Genomic DNA, 24282 nt, shown 5'->3' with positions numbered 1-24282 from the left:
CTTCCTCTCACACTACCCTTTCAGCTGCGACAAACGCCCTTCTTCATCAAAAATACCGACAATTTCTTTTTCACCACGACGGGCGATTAAATGGGTTTCTGTATTTTCGATAATGCGATATTCCTTTGCCGTTACATAATTTTGTAGCACTTTTTTCTGGGCTTTAATTTCAAATAAAGAAATGAATTGCGGATAAACTGACAAGATTCTCAAATGTTCTTCTTCCAGAGAAAAGGTCTTGCGTAAACTGCGATCTTTCACCGTCACCAACAATGCACCCGCACCAAAATTGCCCACGTAATAGCCGTCAGACTCAAACATACCCAACGCGACCAAACCAAAACTGTGCACGTCATTTAAGGCAAGTTCCCGATTGGGTTTTGTGAGTTCATCAATTTTGTATTTTTTGCCGTAAGCACGAAATTCTTTCGCTTGTTCCAACAACTTCGCAGGAATATTAGCCGCTTGGTTTGCCCAACTCCAAAGCCAGGTTTGATTCTCAAAAGAAAAAGAGCCCAACACCTGAACCGGATAAGTATATTGCTCGCCGAAGGTGATTTTCCCGGCTTTCAAATCCACGTTCCAATCCAAATTCTCTACTCGTTCGGCGAAATCAAGCTGCTTTTCAAACCCAATAATGGCATAGCGATCGTATAAGCCTGAAAAGCTTTTATAGCCGCTAAATTGAATCATGCCGAATATTTTTTTAAATAACACGAAGGTTTCTCCTGATTGATTTCATAAAGTGCGGTGCGTTTTTAAATTGTTTTTTAGATCTGATAAAAAACCGCTAAAAGAGGATTAACTTACATAAATTCCGCAGAAAATTCGATAGCGAAGGAACAATAAATTCTTTAAAATGCGGTGTCCTTGATATTCAGGGCACTTTTTATTCATGAAAATATAAGGATTCTATGATGAAAAAATTCTATCCGGTTTTATTATCAGCAAGTATTTTAGCATTAGCAGGCTGTGCAACTGAAGGTTCTCGTACCGTAGAAGTGCAAAAAGTCAACAGCTACAACACCGCTTATCATGGCGTAAAAGCACCGATTTCTGTCGGTAAATTTGACAACCGTTCAAGCTATCAAAATGGCGTATTCTCCGATGGCGATCAATTAGGAAATCAAGCAAAAACGATTTTAGTTTCTCATTTACAACAATCAGGCCGTTTTAGTGTTTTAGATCGCACCAATATGTCTGAAACTGCCGCAGAAGCGAAAATCAAAGGTAAAAAACAAACCTTAAAAGGCGCAAATTATGTGGTTACCGGTGATGTAACGGAATTTGGCCGTAAAACCGTTGGCGACCAACAATTATTTGGCATTTTAGGTCGCGGAAAACAACAAGTGGCTTACGCGAAAGTCACCTTAAACATTGTTAACACACAAACATCCGAAGTGGTTTATTCCGTTCAAGGTGCCGGCGAATACAATCTTTCCAACCGTGAAGTATTAGGCTTTGGCGGTACTTCAGGATATGACTCAACACTCAATGGCAAAGTGTTAGATTTAGCCATTCGTGAAGCGGTAAACAACCTTGTTTCTGGTGTTGAAGCAGGTCAATGGAAACCGGCTAATTAAGGGTTAGATGATGAAGAAATTAACACTTCTCGCTTGTTTGTCTGCCGTCGCTGTATTGACGGCTTGTTCATCAGGGCACAAACAACACTCGCTCTACACTTGGAATGGTGATGTTTACCCTTCTTCTGTTTATCAACACCTAACACAAGAAGGTGATCCGCAAGAACAACTGCAAAAATTAGAAGAACTGGCTCAACTGGATGGCGGTAACAAAGTGCCACCCGGTTTATACGCACAAATTGGACTTCTTTATGGGCAATTAGGGAATCCGGGAAAAATGGCTGAATCTTATCAAAAAGAAATGAGCCTGTTTCCTGAATCGACGCAATACATCAATTTCCTGTTAAATAAAGGAAAAAAAGTAGAGACAGCCCAAGAAAATCGCGCAAATAAAAAAGCGAAAAAAGGAGAGAAAAAATGAGAAATATTTCACTCTATTTAGCCATGGCTTGCGCATTTTTGCTTTCAGCGTGTTCTGCAATGAAGCCAACGCCGTATGACTATACCAACTATTTAGAGAGCAAACCGCAGTCTATTCTTGTATTGCTTCCAACCGATACCACCAATGATGTAAAAGGCTCCCCGGCTGTGTTGGCACAAGCCATTTCGCCATTGGCTGAAAATGGTTACTATGTTTTTCCACCGGCTCTTGTTTATCAAACCTTTAAAAATAACGGGTTAACACAAGCGCAAGAAATTCATAACGTCAACCCACAAAAATTACGCGAGATTTTTGGTGCGGATGCCGTGCTCTACATTAATGTGGACGACTACGGTGTGAATTACCAAGTGTTCGACAGCGTAACCAGAGTGAAAGTGAGTGGCAAACTCGTTGACTTACGCAATGGTAAAACATTATGGGAAGGCAAAGGCTATGCGGACGATGCTGAAAGCAATAACAACGGTAACGCGCTGGCTATGCTGGTGACCGCAGTCGTTAAACAGATTGCCAATAACGTATCTGATAAAGGATATAAAGTGGCAGGATGGGCAACCGGAAACATGTTAGGTCGTTCTTGTAATGGCTGCTTGCTTTACGGTCCGAGACATCCATCCTACGGACAAGATCCTCAATTAAAGATGCCTCAATAATCCCCTTTAGATAAATCAAAGGCTGATTTCGACACACCGTCAATATCAGCCTTTTTTAATGAATAAGTGCGGTCGGTTTTTGAGAGGTTTTAAAACTCTTTTAAAATTGACCGCACTTTCAAACATTAAATTCTACCCTTTGATGGCACTCGTCAGGAGACGCGCGCTATCTGGGGAGATATTCTTAAAGCTCCTTTCATCTTCTTTTTAAATTATCTGAAATAAGTATAGATAAAAAGAGTAAAGGAAATCCCTTACTAAACACATTAAAGAAAAATAAAACAATGTCTTTTATTTCACTTAAAGATATTTCTCCCCAATTTAATATATAGGATATAAGAATTAAAAATAACGAAAACCCAATAAAGCAAACTACGGATGCAAAAAATGTAAAAATCAAGTACTGGAATAACCTACTTAGCATTATCCTCCTCCCACGATGGCGCAAGCGTCCTCGCTTGTGCCTATCAACTAAAAGTGCGGTCACAAAATCCAAAGGATTTTGAACATTAGTTCTCCCAACGTTTATGGGTAAAATTCGCAATGTTTTTATTAAACAGCACCAGCGTGGACGCTGGCGCTATCATTGGGGACGCGCCCTATCTGGGGTAAATATGCATAACCTTTTCAGCTATTCATGATACTTATTCAGATCTAACCTTTTAAAATACCTATTCTCTAAAACATTTCCTAAATGCTAACGGCCATTTCAACAACTAAATCTATTACATCCCCAGTTTTAAGCTCTTCAAGAATATAAAATATTGATACTTTTTTCCCTATTTTAAATAGTTTAAAGTCAGATTCATCATTTACATAAATACCAGATGTCCATTTACTACCATCACCTAACATTAATTCAAATGCATTAAATCTTCCATTATTACCTTGACCAGATTTATATAATCTAATTATCTCTCCGCTAATAACCCTATTTGGTAGAAATCCTTCTTTAATATTATCCCACCACTCACTAGAATCATATAAACCATATTTACCTTTCAAGCCGAAAGGCTTATTATCCAACATTAATAACTGAACATTCTTAACATGCTCTTTATTTTTTAAATTATTCTGTTTCAAATCAAAAACAAGAATCATTGAATTATTTAATGATAAAAACATTACTTATCCCCGCGCTATTTGATTTGAATAAATCAAAGGCCGATTTCGACACACCGTCAACATCAGCCTTTTGATGAATAAGTGCGGTCAGTTTTCAACATGTTTTTCTGCATTGAAAAACGCCTCAAAAATCCACCGCACTTTTTGTTTCTGCCAACCGCTAAAAGGTATTACATTGTGCCGGATTACCGCCGGTTAGCCCCACTTTAAACCATTGCAAACGCTGGGCTGACGTGCCATGGGTAAAACTATCAGGAACCACATAACCTTGGCTGCGTTTTTGTAAACGGTCATCGCCTACAGATTCCGCGGCGTTAAACGCTTTTTCGATATCGCCACGTTCAAATAAACCGCTTTTTACCGCTTGTGATGCCCACACGCCGGCATAGCAATCCGCCTGAAGTTCTAATTTTACGGAAAGTTGATTTGCTTCTGCGCGAGATGAACGACTTTGCAGACGATGCACTTGTGTCAATGTGCCGAATAAATTCTGTACATGATGCCCCACTTCATGGGCAATCACATAAGCAAACGCAGATTCGCCGGCTGCACCCAGTTTATTTTTCATGTCGTTGTAAAACGATAAATCCAAATAGATCCGTTGATCATTCGGACAATAAAATGGCCCCATGGCAGATTGCCCCGTGCCGCACGCCGTTGTGGTTACGCCGTTGTAGATAACCATGCGAGGTTCTACATATTGTCGATTATTTTTGGAAAAGTATGTGGGCCACACTTCCTCGGTGTCGCCCAACACCACTTTGGAGAGTTTAAATAATTGGTCTTCTTGCTGTGATTGCAAAGGTGAACTTTGCGTAGTGCCCACCTCCATCTCACCGACCAAGCCTGATAAATCCACGCCATAATAAGCGCCGACCAAAATAATGATCAGCCCCAAAATACCGGTCGGTTTTCCGCCACCAAAACCACCGCCCAAGGAGCGTCTGTCTTCCACATTTGAACTTTCTCTACGACCTTGCCAACGCATAATCTTTCCTATCTTCAAATTAAATTCGCGCTATTCTAATCGAGAACTCTTTTCCCCGCCTAACATTTTATTCCTAGACTTATATGGCTGAATTGGGTATGTTGTGGCTCCCTTAATGAATCCAATAAGGAGATGAAAATGGGATTATTTGATTTTGTCGGCGATATCGGCAAAAAAATTTTTAGCAAAGAAGAAGAGGCTTCCGCCGCAGTAACCAACCACATTAACGAAGACAACCCGGGCGTTGCGGATATGGCGGTGAAAGTCGAAAAAGGCGTGGCGAAAATTTCGGGCGTGGCAAGCTCTGCCGATGCGTTGGAAAAAGCAGTATTAATGGCGGGTAACATCATCGGTATCAGTAACGTCAATATTGATGACGTAACAGTAAAAAACGGCGAAAGCCTTGCCGGCGATGATGAATTTTATGTCATCCAAAAAGGCGATACCCTTTGGAAAATCGCTGAAAAACATTATGGCAATGGGAGCAAATACACGGCAATCGTGGCAGTGAATAAAGAAGTGATTAAAGACGCAGATAAAATCTTCCCGGGGCAAAAAATTCGTTTACCGAAAAGCTTATAGTGTTATTTAAAAACGCTTTGAAAATCGACCGCACTTCGCGTCTAAATTAAACATCATCTGCACGTGAATATGTCAACACCATAAACGATTAATTCACGTGCAGATTTTTTATGGAAAACATTAAACTAATTTTAAGGTAGCCACAAAAGATGCTATGCATGATGGCGCGCGTTTAAGATTATGCGTGAATAATTAATTATTTACGTACATTATTTTGCTACTTGAAACTCCTCCTACCATAGAGAAAAAGAATAAAGTAAACACTTGATACAAACAATGTCATTTTGATTAAAAATGAGATTTTTGTTATACCAAAATCAATCAATTCTAGCTCAAAAATAGATATTGAATTGTCAATATTGTAAAGTAATCTACCGACTATTAACGATAATAATGAAAAAGAAACTCCAATAAAAATAGAAAATAGAATATCTAGAATGACTCTTTTCATTATTTACCTCCTGTTTGAGACTCATTATAAATATATTGGGCACTCCAAACGATGGCGCGCGTTTCCTAACACGTACTTAAAACATCAATTTCGTTTGATTCAAATCTTCACTATTTTCATTAACAACTTCATTTTGTTTATTTTTAGTTAGATAGATACAAGCACGTGTTAGGAAAAGCGCGCTATCTGGGGTTTCCCCTCAACATTACCATCGCTTATTTTTAGCTTCAATGATCAAAACTAAAGTCGCCATTGCAGCAGAGCCATTTAACCAAAAAGATGCCATTTTCTTAAAATCAGAAAAAGAATAATTATCAAGTTTTAAAAGCAGCTCAAGCAAACTAAATATAAAAGTGGAAGATGTAAAACAAATAAGAAATATAATTAACCAAAATATAACGTATTGAAGTAATAGCTTAATTTTCATTACTTACCCCTATATGTTTTTTATACTCTTCTCATTATCATCAAGCATATTACCTACTTTATACCACCGTATTCTATTTCCTAATTTTATTTGAAATAAATATTGATAATAATATTAAAGGAGAACCTAATGAAAACAATTTAAAGCAAAAAACCATTATTTCCATTATCTCATCTAAAGAAATAGAACCTCCATTTATAACAAATGAAAATATTATTAAACCTAGTGAAAATACTAAAAAAAAGCATGTAAAAATCAGTATTAAAAGAATAATAATTTGAAGAATTTTATTCATTATTAGGTACCCCCAACGATGGCGCGCGTCTCCTGATGCGTGCCTAAACATCAATTTCATTTAATGATGATTTTATTATTTTCATTAACAACTTCATTTTGTTTATTTTTAAGTTAGATATAAGTACGCGTTAGGAAACGCGCGCTATCTAGGGGTATTTACAAACTATTGATATTCCCAATCAAAATATTCTTTTAATTGAACAACAATATCATTCCAGGTTTCTCCAGATATTTTATTTATTATAGCTTTCAAATGATTTTCTATTTCATCTAGTGTATAAAGATCAATAACTATCCCTTTATTTATCATTAATAATTTTTCTCTTTGAATCATCCCTAAATTAAAAATATTAGTATAAAAAAAATCACTTCCAGACTCATCTTTAGCACCTATTGCCAATGTTAAATTTAAGCAATAGGCTGGTTTAAGTATTATTAAGGATGCATCATCTCTTGTTGGGACATTGTAATCAACCCATTTTAGTTCAGCTATAAGCATTTATTTTTTATCCTCATAAATATTTAAATGTAAGTTACTTTCTACCCAAGATGGCGCGCGTTTCCTAACGCGTGCCTAAAGCATCAATTTCGTTTAATTCAGATTTATACTATTTTCATTAACAACTTCATTTTGTTTATTTTTAGATAGATACAAGCACGCGTCAGAAGACGCGCGCTGTCTAGGGTGTATTAATATAAATTTTATTGTAATGGATCATTTTTTTTATAATACATATAAAAAACTACAAATATAATTACAGATAAGAAAATTATCATTTTTATTTCTTTGGCTGTTTTTTGTACAAAAAACGATACTAAATCTATATCAAAAGTAGGCATATTATTCTCTATGTTATACATAAACTTAGCTAATAAAAACATAGTAAAAGAAACAAAAACACTAGAAAGTAGAGAAAATAAAATAAGGCAGATAACTTTCATTAATCATTCCCACGATGGCGCTCGTTTCCTAACGCGTGCCCAAAACATCCGTTTCATTTGAATTAGATTCTCGCCATTTATTAATCACTTCAGTTTTTTTATAGTTTAGAGCGATACAATAAACAGCTTAAATAAAAAGTGCGGTCGAAATTCATCACGAAAAACGACCGCACTTTTTAATGGGTGATGAGGTTAAAAACCTTCTTTCAAACTCACCGTTAAGTTAAACACCAAATGTTCCGGGTGGCTGTCTTTGCTGTCGGCACAGAAATAGCCTTCACGTTCAAATTGGTAGCCTTTTTCCGCTTCCGCATTGCTTAGGTTTTGTTCGACGAAACCGTGTTTCACCACTAAGGACGTTGGGTTTAGCACGCTTTCGATGTTTTCTTCTGCGCCCGGGTTTGGCACGGTGAAAAGGCGTTCATATAAACGGAATTCTGCCGGGTGGTTGTGCGTGGCGGAAACCCAGTGGATTACGCCTTTCACTTTGCGGCCATCTGCCGGGTTTTTACCTAAGGTTTCCGGATCGTAGGTACAGAAAATGGTGGTGATGTCACCGTTGGCATCTTTTTCCACACGTTCTGCTTTAATCACATAAGCATTGCGCAAACGCACTTCTTTGCCTAACACTAAGCGTTTATATTGTTTGTTAGCTTCTTCACGGAAATCTGCGCGATCGATGTAAATTTCTTTGGTAAATGGCAATTGACGTTCGCCTAATTCCGGACGGTTCGGGTGATTCGGCGCAGTTAACATTTCTTTGCCTTCAAAATTTTCAATCACCACACGAACAGGATCGATCACCGCCATGGCACGCGGCGCATTTTGGTTTAAATCATCACGAATGCAAGATTCTAATGCGCTGTATTCCACCACGTTGTCTTGTTTGGTCACACCAATACGACGACAGAATTCACGCAATGACGCCGGCGTATAACCGCGACGGCGTAAACCTGAAATGGTCGGCATACGCGGGTCGTTCCAGCCATCTACAATGCCTTCATTGACTAATTTCAACAATTTACGTTTAGAAGTGAGCGTGCCTTCTAAATTTAAACGGGAGAATTCATATTGGTGCGGCAATGGGCGCTCAATGCTGATATTTTCCAACACCCAGTCGTATAAACGGCGGTTGTCTTGGAATTCAAGAGTACATAATGAGTGTGTAATGCGTTCGATGGCATCGGAAATACAGTGGGTGAAATCGTACATTGGATAAATGCACCATTTGTCGCCTGTTTGGTGGTGGCTGGCAAATTTAATACGATAAATCACCGGGTCGCGCATCACCATAAACGGCGACGCCATGTCGATTTTCGCACGAAGGCTCAGCGTGCCTTCTGCAAATTCACCGTTTTTCATTCGCTCGAATAACGCAAGGTTTTCTTCTACGCTACGATCACGATACGGGCTATTTTTACCCGGCTCGGTTAACGTGCCGCGATATTCACGCATTTCGTCCGGTGAAAGTTCGTCCACATACGCCAATCCTTTTTTGATCAATTCAATGGCATAGCCATAAAGTGCATCAAAATAATCGGAAGCATAACGCGGCTCACCTTCCCATTTGAAACCTAACCATTCCACATCGGCTTTGATGGAATCTACATATTCCACATCTTCTTTCACCGGGTTGGTGTCGTCAAAACGGAGGTTACATAAACCTTGATATTCTTTTGCTAAACCGAAGTTTAAACAGATAGATTTGGCATGGCCGATGTGCAAATAGCCGTTTGGCTCAGGCGGAAAACGGGTGTGAACGCGTTGGTGTTTACCGGACGCTAAATCTTCATCAATAATTTGGGTAATAAAATTGTGCGGACGGGCATTTTCCGTCGTTTCTAAGATAGTTTCTGTACTCATAATTTTCTCAATTAAAACGCATAAAAAAATAACCGCACTATTCTACACGCTATGACACAAAAAGCGAAGAAGGCGGTTTGTTATTGAAAGCGATTAGCGAAAAACTTCAGAATGGGTGTTGAGTCTAACCAAAGTGAGTCCTTCATTATTTACGTGGTAAATCAACACTAGATCATTTTTAATATGGCAATCTCGAAACCCTTTCCAATTTCCGGACAATGCATGATCCTTGTATTTTTCGGGAAGATTCTTGCCGTTTAGCAAATGATGCATAACATCAATCATTTCGGCAGAAAGTAATATTTCGGGTTGATTGGCTAATCGTTTGAGATCGCGTTTATAGTCTTTAGTAAAGCTAATTTTCATTTATGCCTCGTTTGCGACACGTTGCATTTTTTTAATCAGCTCCTCTACGTTCTCAGTTTCTACGCTTTCCACTTTTCCACTTAATGCATCTTCCATAGCGCGGATCGTTGTTTCATTCGGTTGATAATCTAACTGAACAGGAATAGATTTTGTCGAAACCACTTGTTGTAAAATCATTTTTAGTGCCTGAGCCGGGTTTAATCCGTAGCTTCTGAAAACGGAAAAGGCCTGCTCTTTTAATTCAGGATCTAATCGAAAAGTATATGAAGTCATTTTAGCCTCCTTAATGTAATACAATTGTCTTACATTTTAATGACAATACGTAAATATTCAAGTTTCGTTTTTGATTCTCACTTGAATATCCGAAGAAGAATCACTAAAATGCGCTACTAAATGAACGTTCATTCATTAATAATTAAGATTTCCTTAATCTTTCTCCTGTATTCTATTTTCACTGTGTCTTCTAACCCTTGAGAAAATATGACGAAAAAATATTGGATAATGGCCGCACTGGCTGCCGCGGTGATCACCGGCGGTTATTTTTTTATGGGCGATTCCACGCCAAAAACCACTTATTTAACGGAAACCGTGCAACGTGGCGACATTGAAAAAAATGTGGTGGCGACCGGCTCAATTGAAAGTGTCAACACCGTTGATGTGGGCGCGCAGGTTTCCGGTAAAGTCACCAAACTCTATGTGGCTTTAGGTCAGCAAGTGAAAAAAGGCGATTTGATTGCAGAGATTGATTCCACCACGCAAATCAACACGCTAAACACCCGAAAAGCGGCGCTTGCAAGCTACCAAGCCCAGTTTGTCGCCCGTAAAACCACTTATGATGTGGCGCTTTCTAATTACCATCGTTTAACCAAATTGTATGCGCAAAAAGGCACCTCCTTGGACAGCTTAAACAGCGCAAAAGCGACCTTAGATAACGCCAAAGCGGAAATGAATGTGGTGCAGGAAAACATTAAACAAGCAGAAATTGAAGTGAATACGGCGGAAACCAATGTGGGCTACACCAAAATCACCTCACCGATTGACGGCACAGTGATTGCTACGCCGGTTTCTGAAGGTCAAACGGTAAACTCCAATCAAACCACACCGACCATCGTCAAAGTGGCGGATTTAAGCAAAATGCGTATTAAACCGGAAATTTCCGAAGGCGATATTACGAAAGTGAAAGCCGGACAAGAGGTCACTTTCAGTATTTTGTCCGACAGCAAAACCCGTTATCACGCCAAAATTGAATCCGTTGATCCGGCGACAACGACGATTAGCAATAGCTCTACGTCCAGCACCACAAGCTCAACGTCAAGCACCAGTAACAGTGCAGTTTATTACTACGCCAACATTATCGTGGACAATCCCAACCAGATTTTGCGCATCGGCATGACCACAGAAAACAATATCAAAATTGCCAACGCGCAAAATGTGCTATCCGTGCCGAATATGGCAATTCAAACACAAAACGGTAAAACCTTTGTGAAGGTATTAAACAGCAACAACCAACCGGAACAACGTGAAGTAGAAATCGGCGTACAAAACGATTACCAAACAGAAATTAAATCCGGTGTTGCTGAAGGCGAAAAAGTCATTGTGTCACAAGTGGCTGCCGGCGAATCCGTCGGCAATATGCGCGGACCACGAATTTTCTAAAGTGCGGTGGAAATTTCCAATGAATATTATTGAAATGAAAAACATCAACCGCTACTTTGGTGCCGGTGAAAATCGTGTTCATATTCTGAAAGACATTTCATTAAATATCGAAAAAGGCGATTTCGTTGCCATTATCGGGCAATCGGGTTCGGGCAAATCCACGTTGATGAACATTATTGGTTGCCTCGATACGGCGACCAGCGGTTCATACAAAATCGATGAGAAAGAAACCATCGAATTAACCGCTGATCAGCTCTCCGATTTACGCAGTCAAAAATTCGGTTTTATTTTCCAACGTTACAATTTATTGAGCAGCCTTACTGCAGCAGAAAACGTGGCATTACCGGCAATTTATGCGGGCATGCCACACAACCAACGTTTGGAACGCGCCAAACAATTATTGGAAAAACTGGGGTTAAGCGATAAATGGCAGAATAAGCCGAATCAACTCTCCGGTGGGCAACAACAACGGGTGAGTATCGCACGCGCCCTAATGAACGGCGGTGAAATCATTTTAGCCGATGAACCCACCGGTGCATTGGATTCGCAAAGTGGCGAAAATGTGATGGAAATCCTACGTCAACTGCACCAAGAAGGCCATACCATTATTATGGTCACCCACGACAAGCATATCGCTGCCAGCGCCAATCGGATGATTGAAATCAAAGACGGCGAAATTATCAGTGACACGCAAACCCAGCCGGTGAAAAGTGCGGTCAAAAATTCAGGTGTTTTTAAAGGACGTTTTGGCTTCAGCAAAGATCAGCTGATGGAAGCCTTTCGGATGTCTGTCAGTGCCATTGTGGCGCATAAAATGCGTTCCCTACTCACCATGCTTGGCATCATTATTGGGATTACCTCCGTGGTGTCCGTGGTGGCATTGGGCAATGGCTCGCAACAAAAAATTCTGGAAAATATTCGCGGCATCGGCACAAACACCATCACCATTTTTAACGGCACCGGCTTTGGCGATCGCCGTGCGGAACAAATGCAAAATCTTACAGTTAGCGATGCCAACACATTAAGCCAACAAACCTACGTGCAAAGCGTTACGCCGAATAGCGCGTCAAGCGGCACCTTGATTTATGCGAATAAAGCCTTTTCGACGACGTCCTTAAAAGGCGTGAGCGAAGAATCTTTTGACGTGGAAGGTTTAAAATTAAAACAAGGTCGCCTCCTCTCAGCGCAGGATATCGCAGAAAACGCGCAAGTGGCGTTAATTGACGAAAGCGCTAAAAAATCCATTTTTCCCAATGAAGATCCGCTCGGTAAAGTGGTGATGTTTAATAAACGCCCGTTGCGTATTATTGGTGTTGTGTCCGACCGACAAATGGGCGGTGCGAGCAGTTCACTGAATCTTTATGCCCCCTACACCACCGTTATGAACCGTATTTCAGGCAGTAAAAAAATTGGTTCGATTACGGTGAAAGTGGCGGAAGAGATCAACTCAACAGCGGCAGAAAAAGGCATTACGGAATTACTGACACTGCGCCACGGCAAAAAAGATTTCTTCATCATGAACAGCGACACCATTAAACAAACCATCGAAAGCACCACCGGCACGATGAAATTGCTTATCTCCTCTATCGCCTTTATTTCCTTGATCGTCGGCGGTATTGGTGTGATGAATATTATGTTGGTGTCAGTGACCGAACGCACCAAAGAAATCGGCGTGCGCATGGCAATCGGCGCAAGACAATCCAACATCCTGCAACAATTTTTAATTGAAGCCGTGTTGATTTGTCTTATCGGCGGCGTCACCGGTATTTTGCTTTCCGGTGCGATTGGAGTGCTGTTTAACACCTTTATGACCGATTTCACCATGGCATTTTCCGGCGGTTCGATTATTGCCGCCGTCGCTTTTTCCAGCTTAATCGGCGTAGTGTTCGGCTACACCCCGGCAAAACGTGCAGCACAATTAGATCCGATTACAGCATTAGCCCGTGAATAGATTTTGTAAAACCTAAAAATGCGGTTAAAATCGACCGCACTTTTGAGGCATACGATAGCCCCTTGAACCTTAAAGAAGGATAAAAAATGTTAAAAATGAAAAAATTAGCCCTTGCAGTGGTGATGGCAACAACCCTCGCCGGCTGTGCCAATATTGGCGATTCTTATCAAGCCAGCCTCGATAATTACAAACAATACGAAGACATCACCAAGCAATACAACATTAAAGACAACTGGTGGGCGCTTTATAACGATGCACAACTCAACCGTGTGGTCGAACAAGCCCTTGCAAATAACAAAGACTTAGCCAAAGCAGCGGTTTCCGTCAACCGTGCGCTGTATAGTGCCAACCTTGCCGGTGCAAGCTTGATTCCGGCCTTTAGCGGTTCGGCAAAATCCTCCGCCCAAAAAGACATTAATCGTGGCAGCAATTCAGCAATCACGCATACCGGCGCGTTAAATGTGTCTTATACGTTGGATTTATGGCGTCGTTTAGCAGATACCGCCGATGCGGCAGAATGGTCGCATAAAGCCACCATTGAAGACATGGAATCTACCCGTCTTTCTTTAATCAACTCGGTGGTAACAACCTACTACCAAATTGCCTATTTAAACGATGCCATTAGCACCACACAAGAAAGCATCAAGTATTACACCGACATCAGCAACATCATGAAAAATCGCCTGGCGCAAGGTGTCGCAGACAGTGCTAGCGTAGATCAGGCACAACAAGCGGTATTAACGGCGCGTAATAATTTAATTACGTTGCAAACCAACCGTAAAAACGCAGAAAAAACCTTACGCAATTTGCTGAACTTAAAACCGGATGACGCATTAAACATCAACTTCCCGCATATTTTGAGCGTGAAAACTGTGGGCGTGAATTTAAACGTGCCGGTTTCCGTAATCGCCAATCGTCCTGATGTTAAAGGCTATCAAGCCCGTTTAAGCAGCGCATTCAAAAATGCCAAAGCCACGGAAAAAAGCTGGTTCCCGGAAATTACCTTGGGTGGCAGCTTAAGCCGTAATGCCACCAATCAAACCGGGGCAACCACGCTCTCCTCTATTGGCGCCGGCAACGTTGGTATTACATTGCCGTTCTTAAATTGGAACACCGTAAAATGGAACGTGAAAATTTCTGAAGCGGATTACGAAACAGCCCGTTTGAACTACGAAAAAAGTATCACCACCGCGTTAAATGATGTGGATACCAACTACTACGCATTCACTCAAGCACAAAGCCACTTTGGCAACGTGCAACAAACGTACAATTACAACCAACGCATCACACAATATTACCGCAACCGCTATAACGCGGGCGTGTCTGAATTGCGCGAATGGTTGACGGCAGCCAATACGGAAAAAGCCTCCCAGCTTTCCATTTTGCAAGCCAAATTCAACGTGATTCAGGCAGAAAATGCCGTTTACAGTTCAATGGCAGGTTACTACTCTCGTTAAGTAAAAATGCGGTGAAAAACGACCGCACTTTCTCTTTAAAAAAACAAAAACGGCGCTTGATTAACAAAGCGCCGTTTTTTTTGAGAGAAAAGTGAGGTCGGTTTTCAGACTGTTTTTCAGATAAAACGTCACCAAAACTAACCGCACTTTTATGGCTATTACCAATTATTTACTGATACTATCCATCCATTGGAACAGCTCGTCTAGATCATAATCCCCCGAATGCGGCACGTCCCACGGAGTTTCATAATCCACCTGTTTGCCTGCCATACGCAGTTTTATTGCAAGTATCGCACTGATGGCGTGCGAGGTATCACGATCAGAAGTACCTGCACGAATGCGCCAATATGCAGTTTTGCCATGATCCACATAATTCATCGCGTTCATTAACTGAATGACGTGCTTATCTGCCATTTTCCCTTTCTCGGTACTATGTTGCATGGAATAGTCTGTAAAATGCTGATTATTCACGCTTTCCGTACCGAATAAGTTATTTTCACCGGAACTCAAATTCAGCGCATCAAAGGCAGGTGGTGATTTCATGCGTTTTTCTGAGTGAATATAGCCCTCCCAATCAATGTCGCTGACGCCTTCCTTGTTCAGTTTCACCCAAGGTTTATCTTCAAAGGTCACGCCACTTTTACGGGCTTTATCTGCCGCGCGCACAATGACATTTTTCACATAATCTTTAAAAGAACCGTTACCTTGCCCATCTAACGTTAAGGCATTACCTTTTTCATCTTCTAATTTCAGACTATTTAAATAAGATGGAAACTCGGCTTTTAGCTGATCGGACACCTGAATTTCCGCTGCCGTCAACGTACCCTCAATCGTGGCTTTTGCCGCAGCTTGCGAACGATCATTAAAACTTTGTGCATTCAAACGGCTCATGTCCATTCGGCGATAATCGTTCAAGCCGTTAAATTCCCACTCATAAGCGCTGTCGGCGTGTTCCAAATTGGTAATCGGGCAATAGGCGGACACCGCAAAAATGACATCACTCGCCTCTGCCGCGCCGACTTGTTTTAAATACTCAACATAATCCATGCTGTCACCACTTGCCCCTAATAACGCGGACAATGCTCCACCTGCGCTGGTGCCGTTAGAAATGATCTTATTGGCATCACCCGGCATTGCGTCATCGTTAAAATGCAAATAGCGCACCGCCGATTTCAAATCAATAATTGCTGCCGGTGCTTTGCCGGTATATTTGCCGTCTTTCTCCAACGTTCGTCCACGCGCGCCCACACTTGCCACCACATAGCCTTTGGAAAGTGCGGTCAAAATTGCGTTAGGTTTATCACCACTGCCGAAGCCTTTTGCATCATAGGTTGCCGCTTTTGCCGGCATATAACCGCCCACCGCATTCGGCAGGAAAATCGGCGCGCTCTTGGCATTAAAGCCATTGATTTTGCCATTATTAAAATAGGCTTCCGGCACATAAATGTTCAGTGTCTGATAATCCGGCTCAACCGGGTTTTGCACATACACAATCTTTTCAAACGCACGGAATTTCACCGTCTCACCATTCACTTTCGCCTCTAAAGTGCGGTAAGTTTTCGGTGAGAATTTTAAATCATAGCCACTGTCCGTTTTATTGAAATACGGCGCATCCGTCAACGGATCATTCCCTTGCGGTGGGTTCGCCATAGCCATACCGGAAACAGCCAACCCTACCAACGAAGCCAACCATGTTTTTGCTTGCATAAAGTTCTCCTGTATTAAAGATCTACTGTTGGTTAGATAGACGTATTGTAAATGAGTTCGGCGGAAGAAAATAAAATGACAAAAGCCACCTGCTTACGACAGATGGCTTTTTTCACCTACGCCTTCTTCAAAAACTCTGATTTCAGCATAATTTTGCCGCAATCCACGTTGTGATCGCCGCGAGCCAGGCGGATGCCTTTAAATTTTGTGCCTTTTTTCAATACTTCGGAAGAGCCTTTAAGTTTTAAATCTTTGATGAGTAGCACGTCGTCGCCATCAGCCAGCAAATTGCCGTTGCTATCTTTGACAATAAGCGCATCATCGTCATGTTCTTCGACTTCGTTGCCGGTCCATTCATGACCACAATCTGGGCAAACAAATTGGATAGAATCGTGATAGGTGTTTTCGCCTTTGCAAGATGGACAAATTGGATATTCCATGGATTTCCTCGTTTTCAATGTCATTTCAAAGTGCGCTATTGTAGCGGAAAATCAACAGCCTTTGGGGAATAAATTATGCTTTCGTTTTCCCTTGGCCACGCATTCTAGCCAATAAACTAACAGACACAATGATCACCAAAGAGCCAAACCAGAAATGCACTGTCGGCACATTCTGCCAAAACAGCCAGTCACAGATGCTGGAAAAAATCACACCGGTAAATGCAAAAGGCGTGATGACATTTGCCGGAGCGTATTTAAACGCACGCGTCAGCAAAAGTTGGAAAATTAAGCCGAATCCGCCCACCAATAAAAGCATAAATAAGCCATGCGCTGTCGGGAGCGTCCATTGCGCCATAAAAAATAACGGTAATAAAATCGCCCCAAGTAAATGGAAATAGAAAACGATATTTTTCGGCGAATTATGCTTATTTAATTCCTGCAAACTGATAAACGCCATGGCGGCTAAAGTCGCACCGCCCAATGCGACAAAAATATAATAAGGTTCCACCTCACCATGGTGATCGGTGAGCAAAATAATCGCTACACCAATAAATCCGAGCACACTGCAGGCAATGACTTTCAGCGGCGTGCGAGTACGCAAAAGAAAGAGCAACACCGGCACGAATAACGCTGAGGTATTCAACAACAAAATAGAAATGGAAAGTGGCAAATATTTGATGGCATAAAAAGTACATAACATACTGCCGATGCCGGCAAGGTTGCGAATCACCAAAAACGGCCATTGGCGCATTTCGACTCGGAAATCACCATCGCGAATCATAAAAGGTAACAAGAACACAAAGCCAATCAGAAAGCGAGAAAACAAAATTTCACTTGCCGGTAATTCATCCGAGGCATATTTTACGAACACGCCCATCAAGGCGATACTGATATAGGCAAGCACCATGCAAACAATGGCTTTGTGGTATGAACTGGTTATGATCTTATTCGGCATTGGCAACGTTCCTTGATTCGCAGCGAAAAAAGTGCGGTCATTTCTTAAGGTGTTTTTTCATTTTCACCATGAAGATATTTTTCAATGGCCTGCCAAAAACGTTGAAAAATTTCACCGCACTTTTCGCTCTCATTAATCGGTGTTCCCTTAATTTGAACCTTCAACCCGAAATAGTCAAACGATAATTGGTAGGCATGCAAATAGGTTCTGTCCGCCTTATCTCCACCATACAATTCATCCCCTAAAATCGGGCTGCCTAAACTTTTCATTGCGACACGCAGTTGATGGGTTTTACCGGTTTTCGGTTGTAAGATAAATAAACGCAAATTGGGTGCCAAACTGTGTGAAACAAAATCTGTCACCGCAGGGGTTTCTTTGCTTTGGCAAAGTTTCCACGCGCCTCGTCTAGCCTTTTGCATATCACCACTGATTCTGCCCTGTTTTTTCTTCGGTTTATGCGTTGCTAATGCAATGTATGTTTTCTGAATTTGGTGTTGCGCAAATTTCTGCGACAACGTCACAGCTGCTTTTTCATTTAACGCAAGAATCAATAAGCCTGAAGTGACTTTATCCAGCCGATGCACCAACCAGACTTTCGACACGCCAAGTTGCTGTGCCACTAATTGAGTTAACCCCACATCCGCATCATCTTTATGTACGCTAATGCCATTAAGCTTGTTGATCACAATAAAATCAGGATGTTGAAATACAATTTGGAATGTCATAGGGAAATACTAGAGGAAAATAATGCCCGAAAGTATAGCACAATCAATGACGTTGGCTTTAGTGTTAGGCCTCACCGATAGGCGAAAATAGGGAAAAGTGCTATACTCTGCCACTATATAGCATTTGAAGGTGGCAACAGTGTACGAAGGATTACTCATTATTTTAGTGCCGATGTTTATCGGTTACATGGTGAAAGTGAAAAATCACGCCATTTTGCAATCTTTCGGTCGAGTGACCATAATTTTGCTGTACATGATTCTCTTCACCATGGGTTTTTCCCTCGGACAACTGGATGATTTAGCAAAACAATTACCGCAAATCGGCGTTTATGCCCTCACCTTTATTCTGTTTATTCAATGCCTAAATTTCATCGGCTTATTTCTTTACGACAAATTCCACCCGCAGCCACTAAAACACGTTGCAGAAAAAATTGCCTCGCGTTGGCATATCATGTTGGATTCATTGAAATTATGCACGGTGGTACTCATTGGTTTCGTGGTTGGTTGGCTGTTCAAAGGTCATTTTGCTTTGCCCCACGACGCTACCACTTATGTGCTGGTTGTCATGATTTTTTGTGTGGGCGTGCAATTGCGCAACAATGGCATTTCCATGCGCGCGGTATTTTTCAATAAACGCGGCTTGGCGATGGGCGTGATTTTCATATTCACTTCATTACTTGGCGGCATTATTGCGGCTTTCGTGTTGTCAGTGCCGGTGATACAAGGGTTAGCCGTGTCATCCGGTTTTGGCTGGTATTCGTTGTCCAGCGTAACCCTCAGTAATGCTTGGGGGCCGATTTGGGGCAGTATTGCGTTTTTTAATGATTTATCGCGTGAATTGATTAGCTTATTTATTATTCCGCTATTCATGCAAAACTACCGTTCAACGGCGGTGGGTTTTCCCGGGGCAACCGCCCTTGATGTCACCTTACCCATTATTCAAAAAGCCGGCGGCGTAGAGGTTTTACCGCTTGCTTTTAGTTTTGGGTTTATCACAAACATTACACCGCCAATTTTGTTAATGCTTTTTACCTCTACACCTTTATAACGCGGTCATTTTTATGAATATCGAACAAATTATCGCCTACATTATTCCTGCACTTATCTGGGTTCTCACCATTGCTATTACCATTCGTTTGGTCATGAAAAAGCAATCTGTCGCCGCCATGCTATCTTGGTTGATGGTGATTTATATCTTCCCTATTGTCGGCATTGTAGCCTATTTGATTTTCGGCGAAATTAATCTCGGGAAGCGCCGCGCAACACTATTCAACCAGCTCAAACCCCAATTTATGGCATGGTTCGACAAGCTATCGAAATGCGATAATTTGGTGAATACGAAAACCAATCTACTCTATCGTTCAATTTTCGACTTAGCCAAGCAACGTCTTGGCATTCCTTGTGTTTTAGGAAATGAACTGCATATTCTGGACACCCCGGAAAACATCATGCACAGCATCATTGAAGACATCAAATGCGCAGAAAAATCCATCAATATGGTGTTTTATATTTGGTCTCCCTATGGTTTGGTGAACGACGTCAAAGAAGCGCTTATCGCAGCCTGTCAACGTGGGGTAAAAGTACTCATTTTATTGGATTCAGTGGGCAGTCGTCCGTTTTTAAAAAGTGCGGATTGTCGCGCAATGCAAGCCCAAGGGATTGAGATTGTCGAAACCTTGCATGTGAATTTATTCCGCATGTTTTTCAGTCGAATCGATTTACGCCAACATCGCAAAATTATTGTGATCGATAACCAAATTGCTTACACCGGCAGCATGAACATGGTCGATCCGAAGTTTTTCAAAAAAGACAGTAATGTAGGCGAATGGATTGATGTCATGGTGCGTATCAATGGCCCTGTGTCGGCAGTGCTCAATGGTTTGCATGCCTGGGACTGGGAAATTGAAACAGGACAATCCGTGCCATTACATATTCCTGATTGCCCGTTATTGCCGTTGGAACAAAACAATTCTCACGCCGTGCAAATTCTTGCTACCGGCCCGAGTTTTCCTGATGATTTAATGGCGCAATCTCTCGCCATCGCAATTTTTTCCGCACGGAAAAGCATTGTCATCACCTCTCCTTACTTTGTGCCAAGCCATAACATTGCCGAAGCATTACGCACCGCCGCCCTACGAGGTGTGGATGTCTCTATCATTCTGCCAAAAGAAAATGATTCGATGATGGTGCACTGGGCAAGCCGTACGTTTTTTGATGATTTACTCGCCGCCGGTGTAAAAATTTACAATTTCAATAAAGGCTTACTGCACACCAAAAGCATGCTGATTGATAATAAATTGGCGTTGGTCGGCACTGTAAACATGGATATGCGCAGCTTTTTATTGAATTTTGAAGTCACCATGGTGGTGGAGGATGCGGCATTTGCTAACGAAATTGCTCTGTTGCATGAAGGCTACATCAAAAATGCTGAATTGCTTAACTACGCCGAGTGGGCAAATCGTTCCGTTTATCAACGCATTATCGAAAAACTGTTTTTCCTTTTCAGCCCGCTCTTATAAAAAAGTGCGGTCATTTTTTTCTGCGTTTTTATCTCAACAAGATTTAACAGGATAATTCATGAATAAACATCTCACGTTCTATTTCGTCCGCCACGGACGTACTCTTTGGAACGAGCAAGGACTATTACAAGGATTCGGCAATTCCGACTTAACAGAACAAGGTGTTAAAGGCGCCAAACAAACCGGAGCAGCACTGCAGCACATTCCTTTTGTTGCCGCCTATTCCAGCTGTTTACAACGTACCATCGACACAACGCAATATATTTTAGGCGAACGACATGTCCCGTTGTTTCAACATAAAGGGTTAAACGAACAATATTTCGGGTCTTGGGAAGGTTTACCGGTGGAAGAATTGCGTTCTTTAGAAGAATTCAATCAAATGCTCAAAGATGCCGCAAATTATAAAGCGCAAAGCAATGGCGGAGAAACCTTTGAACAACTTGCCAAACGAGCGATGAAAGCGCTTCAGGACATTATTCAAGTACATGAGCAAGGCAATATCTTAGTTGTCTCGCACGGACATACATTACGCTTATTGCTTGCTTTACTTGCCGGAACAAGCTGGCAAGAACATCGTCATGAAGGGAAAAGCCAATCTTTGCTAAATTGTGCGATTAACATCGTGCACTATAAACAAAGCAATGGGACCGACGGAAAATTTATTATTGACACCATAAATGAAGCGGGACATTTACGTTAAAAGAAAAGCGCCAAGGATTGTTCCTCGACGCTTTTGTTTTTTGGGTGAAGCTAAAATCTTTAGGCTTGGATTAATGTCAGAAACTCGCCAACAGTATGAAAAGATCCAAACACTAGCACGGTATCATTTTCATTGGCCATTTCCACCGCACTTTTTACCCCTTCTGCGACGGAGTCGGCATAACTGCCTTGTGCATTCAAATGGTGTTGAGTCGCAATCTGTTGCAACGTCACAAACAAATCTTTACCCTGTTGACCACGATAACCGCCTAATGTGACACAACGCCATTCATCCACCAGTGGAAGTAACGGCGTCAACACGCCTGCCGCATCTTTGTCTTTTAAAATCCCGCAAACGGCAATCAGTTTTCCTTGCGATTGGGCTTTAAGTGCGGTCAATTTTTCTGCTAAATAACGTGCTGCGTGCGGATTATGCCCCACATCAACAATCACGCGTGGTAGCGCTTTCACTTCACGCTGAATCATTTGCGATAAATGCGTTAAGCTTTCCGGTTTCATCGTTTGAAAACGCCCGGTGAGTTCCACCTCAAGCAACGACTTTTTCACGATTTCAAGGGAAATCTCAAACGGCAATTTTTGTATTGCCGCAAGTGCAGTTGCCGCATTGGCTAACGGAATGTGGCAAAGCGGTAAATCCGCGAGCAAATTCCACCGCACTTTTTCGTCTTCACGCGTGGTTTGCCATGTCCAACTTTGTTCCTGTTGGCAAAGATGCCAATCAAGGTGACGACAAAATAATTGGCAACCTAATGTTTCGGCATGCGCCAACATGCTTTGCGGAATGTTAGGTTCGCCGATAATCACCGGTTTATTGGCGCGGAAAATTCCCGCTTTTTCAAAACCGATTTGATCGCGCGTAGAACCGAGGAAATCCGTATGATCAATGTCAATGCTAGTAATGACCGCCATGTCATTATCCACGATATTCGTGGCATCCAAGCGCCCCCCCAGCCCCACTTCTAAAATCACCACATCCAATTTTGCTTGTTTGAACAAATGTAACGCAGACAAGGTGCTGAATTCAAAATACGTTAATGATTGCGTTTTGTTTTGTTCGATATACGCAAAAGACGCCGTGTGCTGTGCATCATCCAACTCATGATTCTGAATGCGAACGCGTTCGTTATAACGTAACAAATGGGGAGAAGAATACACGCCGACACGATAACCGGCATTCAATAAAATGGTTTCTAACAAACGACAAGTGGTACCTTTGCCATTTGTACCGCCCACGGTAATCACGAAAGGCGCCGGCGTGAGCAAATCCAATTCTTGGGCGACAGATTTAATGCGTTCCAGCCCTAAATCAATCGCTTTAAAATGGCTGTTTTCCAAATAAGAAAGCCACTCGTCGAGTGGCGAAGTGGCTTTTAAAATTGTGTTCATATTTATTCTTCTGTGATTAATTCGCTTTCCACAAAAGGAGATGGTTTATTCATCAGTTTGCTGACCAAACTCGCCAAGGTATTACGCATATCAGCACGTTTTACGATCATGTCGATTGCGCCTTTTTCCAATAAAAATTCACTGCGTTGGAAACCTTCCGGCAATTTTTCACGCACGGTTTGTTCAATAACACGCGGACCGGCAAAACCAATTAAGGCTTTTGGTTCGGCAATGTTGATATCGCCCAACATTGCGAAACTGGCAGAAACGCCACCTAAGGTTGGATCCGTTAATACGGAAATGAACGGCACACCTTTTTCACGCATTTTAGCCAACACGGCGCTGGTTTTTGCCATTTGCATGAGGGAGAACAAGGCTTCCTGCATACGTGCGCCACCACTAGCGGAGAAACAGACAAACGGGCAATTTTCTTCAATGGCTTTTTCTGCGGCTTTGACAAATTTCGCCCCCACCACAGACCCCATGGAGCCGCCCATAAAGCTAAAGTTAGAGGCTGCGGCCACAATCGGCATATTATATAACGTACCGTAAAATGCAATTAAGGCATCTTTTTCGCCGGTATCTTTCTGAGCAGCGGTAATACGATCTTTATATTTCTTCAAGTCTTTGAATTTCAAGATATCTTTCGGTTCTAACTCTGCCGCTAATTCTTGTACGCTGTCTTGATCCAATAAGCCCAATAAACGCTCGCGCGCATCAATACGCATATGGTGTCCACATTTTGGACAAACTTCCAAATGACGTTTTAATTCTTCACGATATAACACCTGATCGCATGAGGTACATTTTGTCCACACGCCTTCAGGCACATTGGCTTTGCGGGAAGAAGTCGAGGTATTTTTACTAAAAATTCTATCAATCCAGCTCATATTTAACCTTTTTCTCTTGATTAACAAAAAATTACGCGCTATTAGACCATAATTTTGAAAAATTTTATAGCAATTTATACTGATCTGATTAGTCATCAAGTGCGGTCATTTTTTCGGGTATTTTTATCTGATAAAAACGTTAGAAAAACTGACCGCACTT

24 protein-coding genes are annotated in these 24282 nt (G+C 41.7%); 10 read left to right on the top strand and 14 right to left on the bottom strand.

From position 1 onward, the window contains the following. Nucleotides 1-12 precede the first annotated feature (12 nt). On the bottom strand, nt 13-717 hold the full coding sequence (locus LQ983_RS00585) for a DUF6882 domain-containing protein (protein ID WP_230621263.1): 705 nt from the start codon (nt 715-717) through the stop codon (nt 13-15). Between the two features lie 200 nt (nt 718-917). On the opposite strand from LQ983_RS00585, the gene LQ983_RS00580 reads away from it, so the two are divergent. From LQ983_RS00580 to LQ983_RS00570, 3 genes are read left to right on the top strand one after another with little or no spacing between them, the layout of a single operon-like run. Further along, nucleotides 918-1583 carry a CsgG/HfaB family protein gene (locus LQ983_RS00580; protein ID WP_230622582.1) on the top strand — a complete coding sequence of 222 codons (666 nt, stop codon included), beginning with the start codon at nt 918-920 and terminating at the stop codon, nt 1581-1583. Between the two features lie 7 nt (nt 1584-1590). Then, nucleotides 1591-2004: a DUF4810 domain-containing protein gene (locus tag LQ983_RS00575; RefSeq protein WP_230621262.1), complete on the top strand. Its 414-nt coding sequence runs from the start codon at nt 1591-1593 to the stop codon at nt 2002-2004. Beyond that, a complete protein-coding gene (locus LQ983_RS00570; protein WP_230621261.1) occupies nt 2001-2675 on the top strand; it encodes a DUF799 domain-containing protein in 675 nt (224 codons plus the stop codon). Before LQ983_RS00575 ends, LQ983_RS00570 begins: the two co-directional genes overlap by 4 nt. A gap of 690 nt (nt 2676-3365) precedes the next feature. On the opposite strand, the gene LQ983_RS00565 is transcribed toward LQ983_RS00570, so the two are convergent. After that, nucleotides 3366-3800, bottom strand: a complete 435-nt coding sequence (locus LQ983_RS00565) for a hypothetical protein (RefSeq protein ID WP_230621260.1) — start codon at nt 3798-3800, stop codon at nt 3366-3368. Nucleotides 3801-3960: 160 nt separating this feature from the next. Beyond that, nucleotides 3961-4788: a neutral zinc metallopeptidase gene (locus tag LQ983_RS00560; RefSeq protein WP_230621259.1), complete on the bottom strand. Its 828-nt coding sequence runs from the start codon at nt 4786-4788 to the stop codon at nt 3961-3963. A gap of 138 nt (nt 4789-4926) precedes the next feature. On the opposite strand from LQ983_RS00560, the gene lysM reads away from it, so the two are divergent. Further along, entirely contained in the window at nt 4927-5370 is a 444-nt protein-coding gene (gene lysM, locus LQ983_RS00555; protein WP_230621258.1) for a peptidoglycan-binding protein LysM, read from the top strand. Nucleotides 5371-6026: 656 nt separating this feature from the next. Here the strand turns inward: lysM and LQ983_RS00550 are convergent. From LQ983_RS00550 to LQ983_RS00530, 5 genes are all read right to left on the bottom strand, one after another. Next, nucleotides 6027-6248, bottom strand: a complete 222-nt coding sequence (locus tag LQ983_RS00550; RefSeq protein WP_230621257.1) for a hypothetical protein — start codon at nt 6246-6248, stop codon at nt 6027-6029. A gap of 460 nt (nt 6249-6708) precedes the next feature. After that, the gene (locus LQ983_RS00545; protein WP_065286357.1) at nt 6709-7044 is read right to left on the bottom strand and encodes an Imm8 family immunity protein; all 336 of its coding nucleotides are present in this window, start codon (nt 7042-7044) and stop codon (nt 6709-6711) included. A gap of 635 nt (nt 7045-7679) precedes the next feature. Next, complete coding sequence (gene glnS, locus LQ983_RS00540; protein ID WP_230621256.1) at nt 7680-9350, bottom strand: glutamine--tRNA ligase; 1671 nt, start codon at nt 9348-9350, stop codon at nt 7680-7682. Nucleotides 9351-9443: 93 nt separating this feature from the next. Further along, nucleotides 9444-9716: a type II toxin-antitoxin system YafQ family toxin gene (locus LQ983_RS00535; protein ID WP_111305671.1), complete on the bottom strand. Its 273-nt coding sequence runs from the start codon at nt 9714-9716 to the stop codon at nt 9444-9446. Next, nucleotides 9717-9989, bottom strand: a complete 273-nt coding sequence (locus LQ983_RS00530) for a type II toxin-antitoxin system RelB/DinJ family antitoxin (RefSeq protein WP_111305672.1) — start codon at nt 9987-9989, stop codon at nt 9717-9719. Between the two features lie 207 nt (nt 9990-10196). Between LQ983_RS00530 and LQ983_RS00525 the strand changes: the two genes are divergently transcribed. The 3 genes from LQ983_RS00525 to LQ983_RS00515 all read left to right on the top strand — a co-directional run bounded on the left by LQ983_RS00525 (nt 10197) and on the right by LQ983_RS00515 (nt 14780). After that, a complete protein-coding gene (locus LQ983_RS00525; protein ID WP_230621255.1) occupies nt 10197-11372 on the top strand; it encodes an efflux RND transporter periplasmic adaptor subunit in 1176 nt (391 codons plus the stop codon). Between the two features lie 19 nt (nt 11373-11391). Continuing rightward, the gene (locus tag LQ983_RS00520; protein ID WP_230621254.1) at nt 11392-13323 is read left to right on the top strand and encodes a MacB family efflux pump subunit; all 1932 of its coding nucleotides are present in this window, start codon (nt 11392-11394) and stop codon (nt 13321-13323) included. An 86-nt stretch (nt 13324-13409) separates the two neighbouring features. Then, on the top strand, nt 13410-14780 hold the full coding sequence (locus LQ983_RS00515; protein ID WP_230621253.1) for a TolC family protein: 1371 nt from the start codon (nt 13410-13412) through the stop codon (nt 14778-14780). A 165-nt stretch (nt 14781-14945) separates the two neighbouring features. Here the strand turns inward: LQ983_RS00515 and LQ983_RS00510 are convergent, their stop codons facing one another. The 4 genes from LQ983_RS00510 to LQ983_RS00495 form a co-directional block, all read right to left on the bottom strand. Next, nucleotides 14946-16487, bottom strand: coding sequence for a subtype B tannase (locus LQ983_RS00510; RefSeq protein ID WP_230621252.1), 1542 nt, complete (start codon nt 16485-16487; stop codon nt 14946-14948). Between the two features lie 116 nt (nt 16488-16603). Continuing rightward, the gene (locus LQ983_RS00505) at nt 16604-16927 is read right to left on the bottom strand and encodes a zinc ribbon domain-containing protein YjdM (RefSeq protein ID WP_048750901.1); all 324 of its coding nucleotides are present in this window, start codon (nt 16925-16927) and stop codon (nt 16604-16606) included. A gap of 73 nt (nt 16928-17000) precedes the next feature. Next, complete coding sequence (locus LQ983_RS00500) at nt 17001-17882, bottom strand: DMT family transporter (protein ID WP_230621251.1); 882 nt, start codon at nt 17880-17882, stop codon at nt 17001-17003. Nucleotides 17883-17926: 44 nt separating this feature from the next. Then, nucleotides 17927-18607, bottom strand: coding sequence for a TIGR01621 family pseudouridine synthase (locus LQ983_RS00495; RefSeq protein ID WP_230621250.1), 681 nt, complete (start codon nt 18605-18607; stop codon nt 17927-17929). A 139-nt stretch (nt 18608-18746) separates the two neighbouring features. On the opposite strand from LQ983_RS00495, the gene LQ983_RS00490 reads away from it, so the two are divergent. Genes LQ983_RS00490 through LQ983_RS00480 form a run of 3 tightly spaced genes read left to right on the top strand, consistent with a single transcriptional unit; the run spans nt 18747 to nt 21826 of the window. Then, complete coding sequence (locus LQ983_RS00490; protein ID WP_230621249.1) at nt 18747-19655, top strand: lysine exporter LysO family protein; 909 nt, start codon at nt 18747-18749, stop codon at nt 19653-19655. Between the two features lie 13 nt (nt 19656-19668). Beyond that, a complete protein-coding gene (gene cls, locus LQ983_RS00485) occupies nt 19669-21126 on the top strand; it encodes a cardiolipin synthase (protein WP_230621248.1) in 1458 nt (485 codons plus the stop codon). Nucleotides 21127-21184: 58 nt separating this feature from the next. Then, nucleotides 21185-21826: a histidine phosphatase family protein gene (locus tag LQ983_RS00480; RefSeq protein WP_230621247.1), complete on the top strand. Its 642-nt coding sequence runs from the start codon at nt 21185-21187 to the stop codon at nt 21824-21826. Nucleotides 21827-21885: 59 nt separating this feature from the next. On the opposite strand, the gene folC is transcribed toward LQ983_RS00480, so the two are convergent. Then, nucleotides 21886-23232, bottom strand: a complete 1347-nt coding sequence (gene folC / locus LQ983_RS00475; protein WP_230621246.1) for a bifunctional tetrahydrofolate synthase/dihydrofolate synthase — start codon at nt 23230-23232, stop codon at nt 21886-21888. Nucleotides 23233-23234: 2 nt separating this feature from the next. Continuing rightward, a complete protein-coding gene (gene accD / locus LQ983_RS00470; protein ID WP_048750908.1) occupies nt 23235-24122 on the bottom strand; it encodes an acetyl-CoA carboxylase, carboxyltransferase subunit beta in 888 nt (295 codons plus the stop codon). Nucleotides 24123-24282: the final 160 nt, after the last annotated feature.

Origin of the sequence: Aggregatibacter sp. Marseille-P9115, from assembly GCF_920939465.1 — a bacterium.
GTDB classification, from domain to species: domain Bacteria; phylum Pseudomonadota; class Gammaproteobacteria; order Enterobacterales; family Pasteurellaceae; genus Aggregatibacter; species Aggregatibacter segnis_B.
This window is presented reverse-complemented; position numbering and strand designations above follow the sequence as displayed.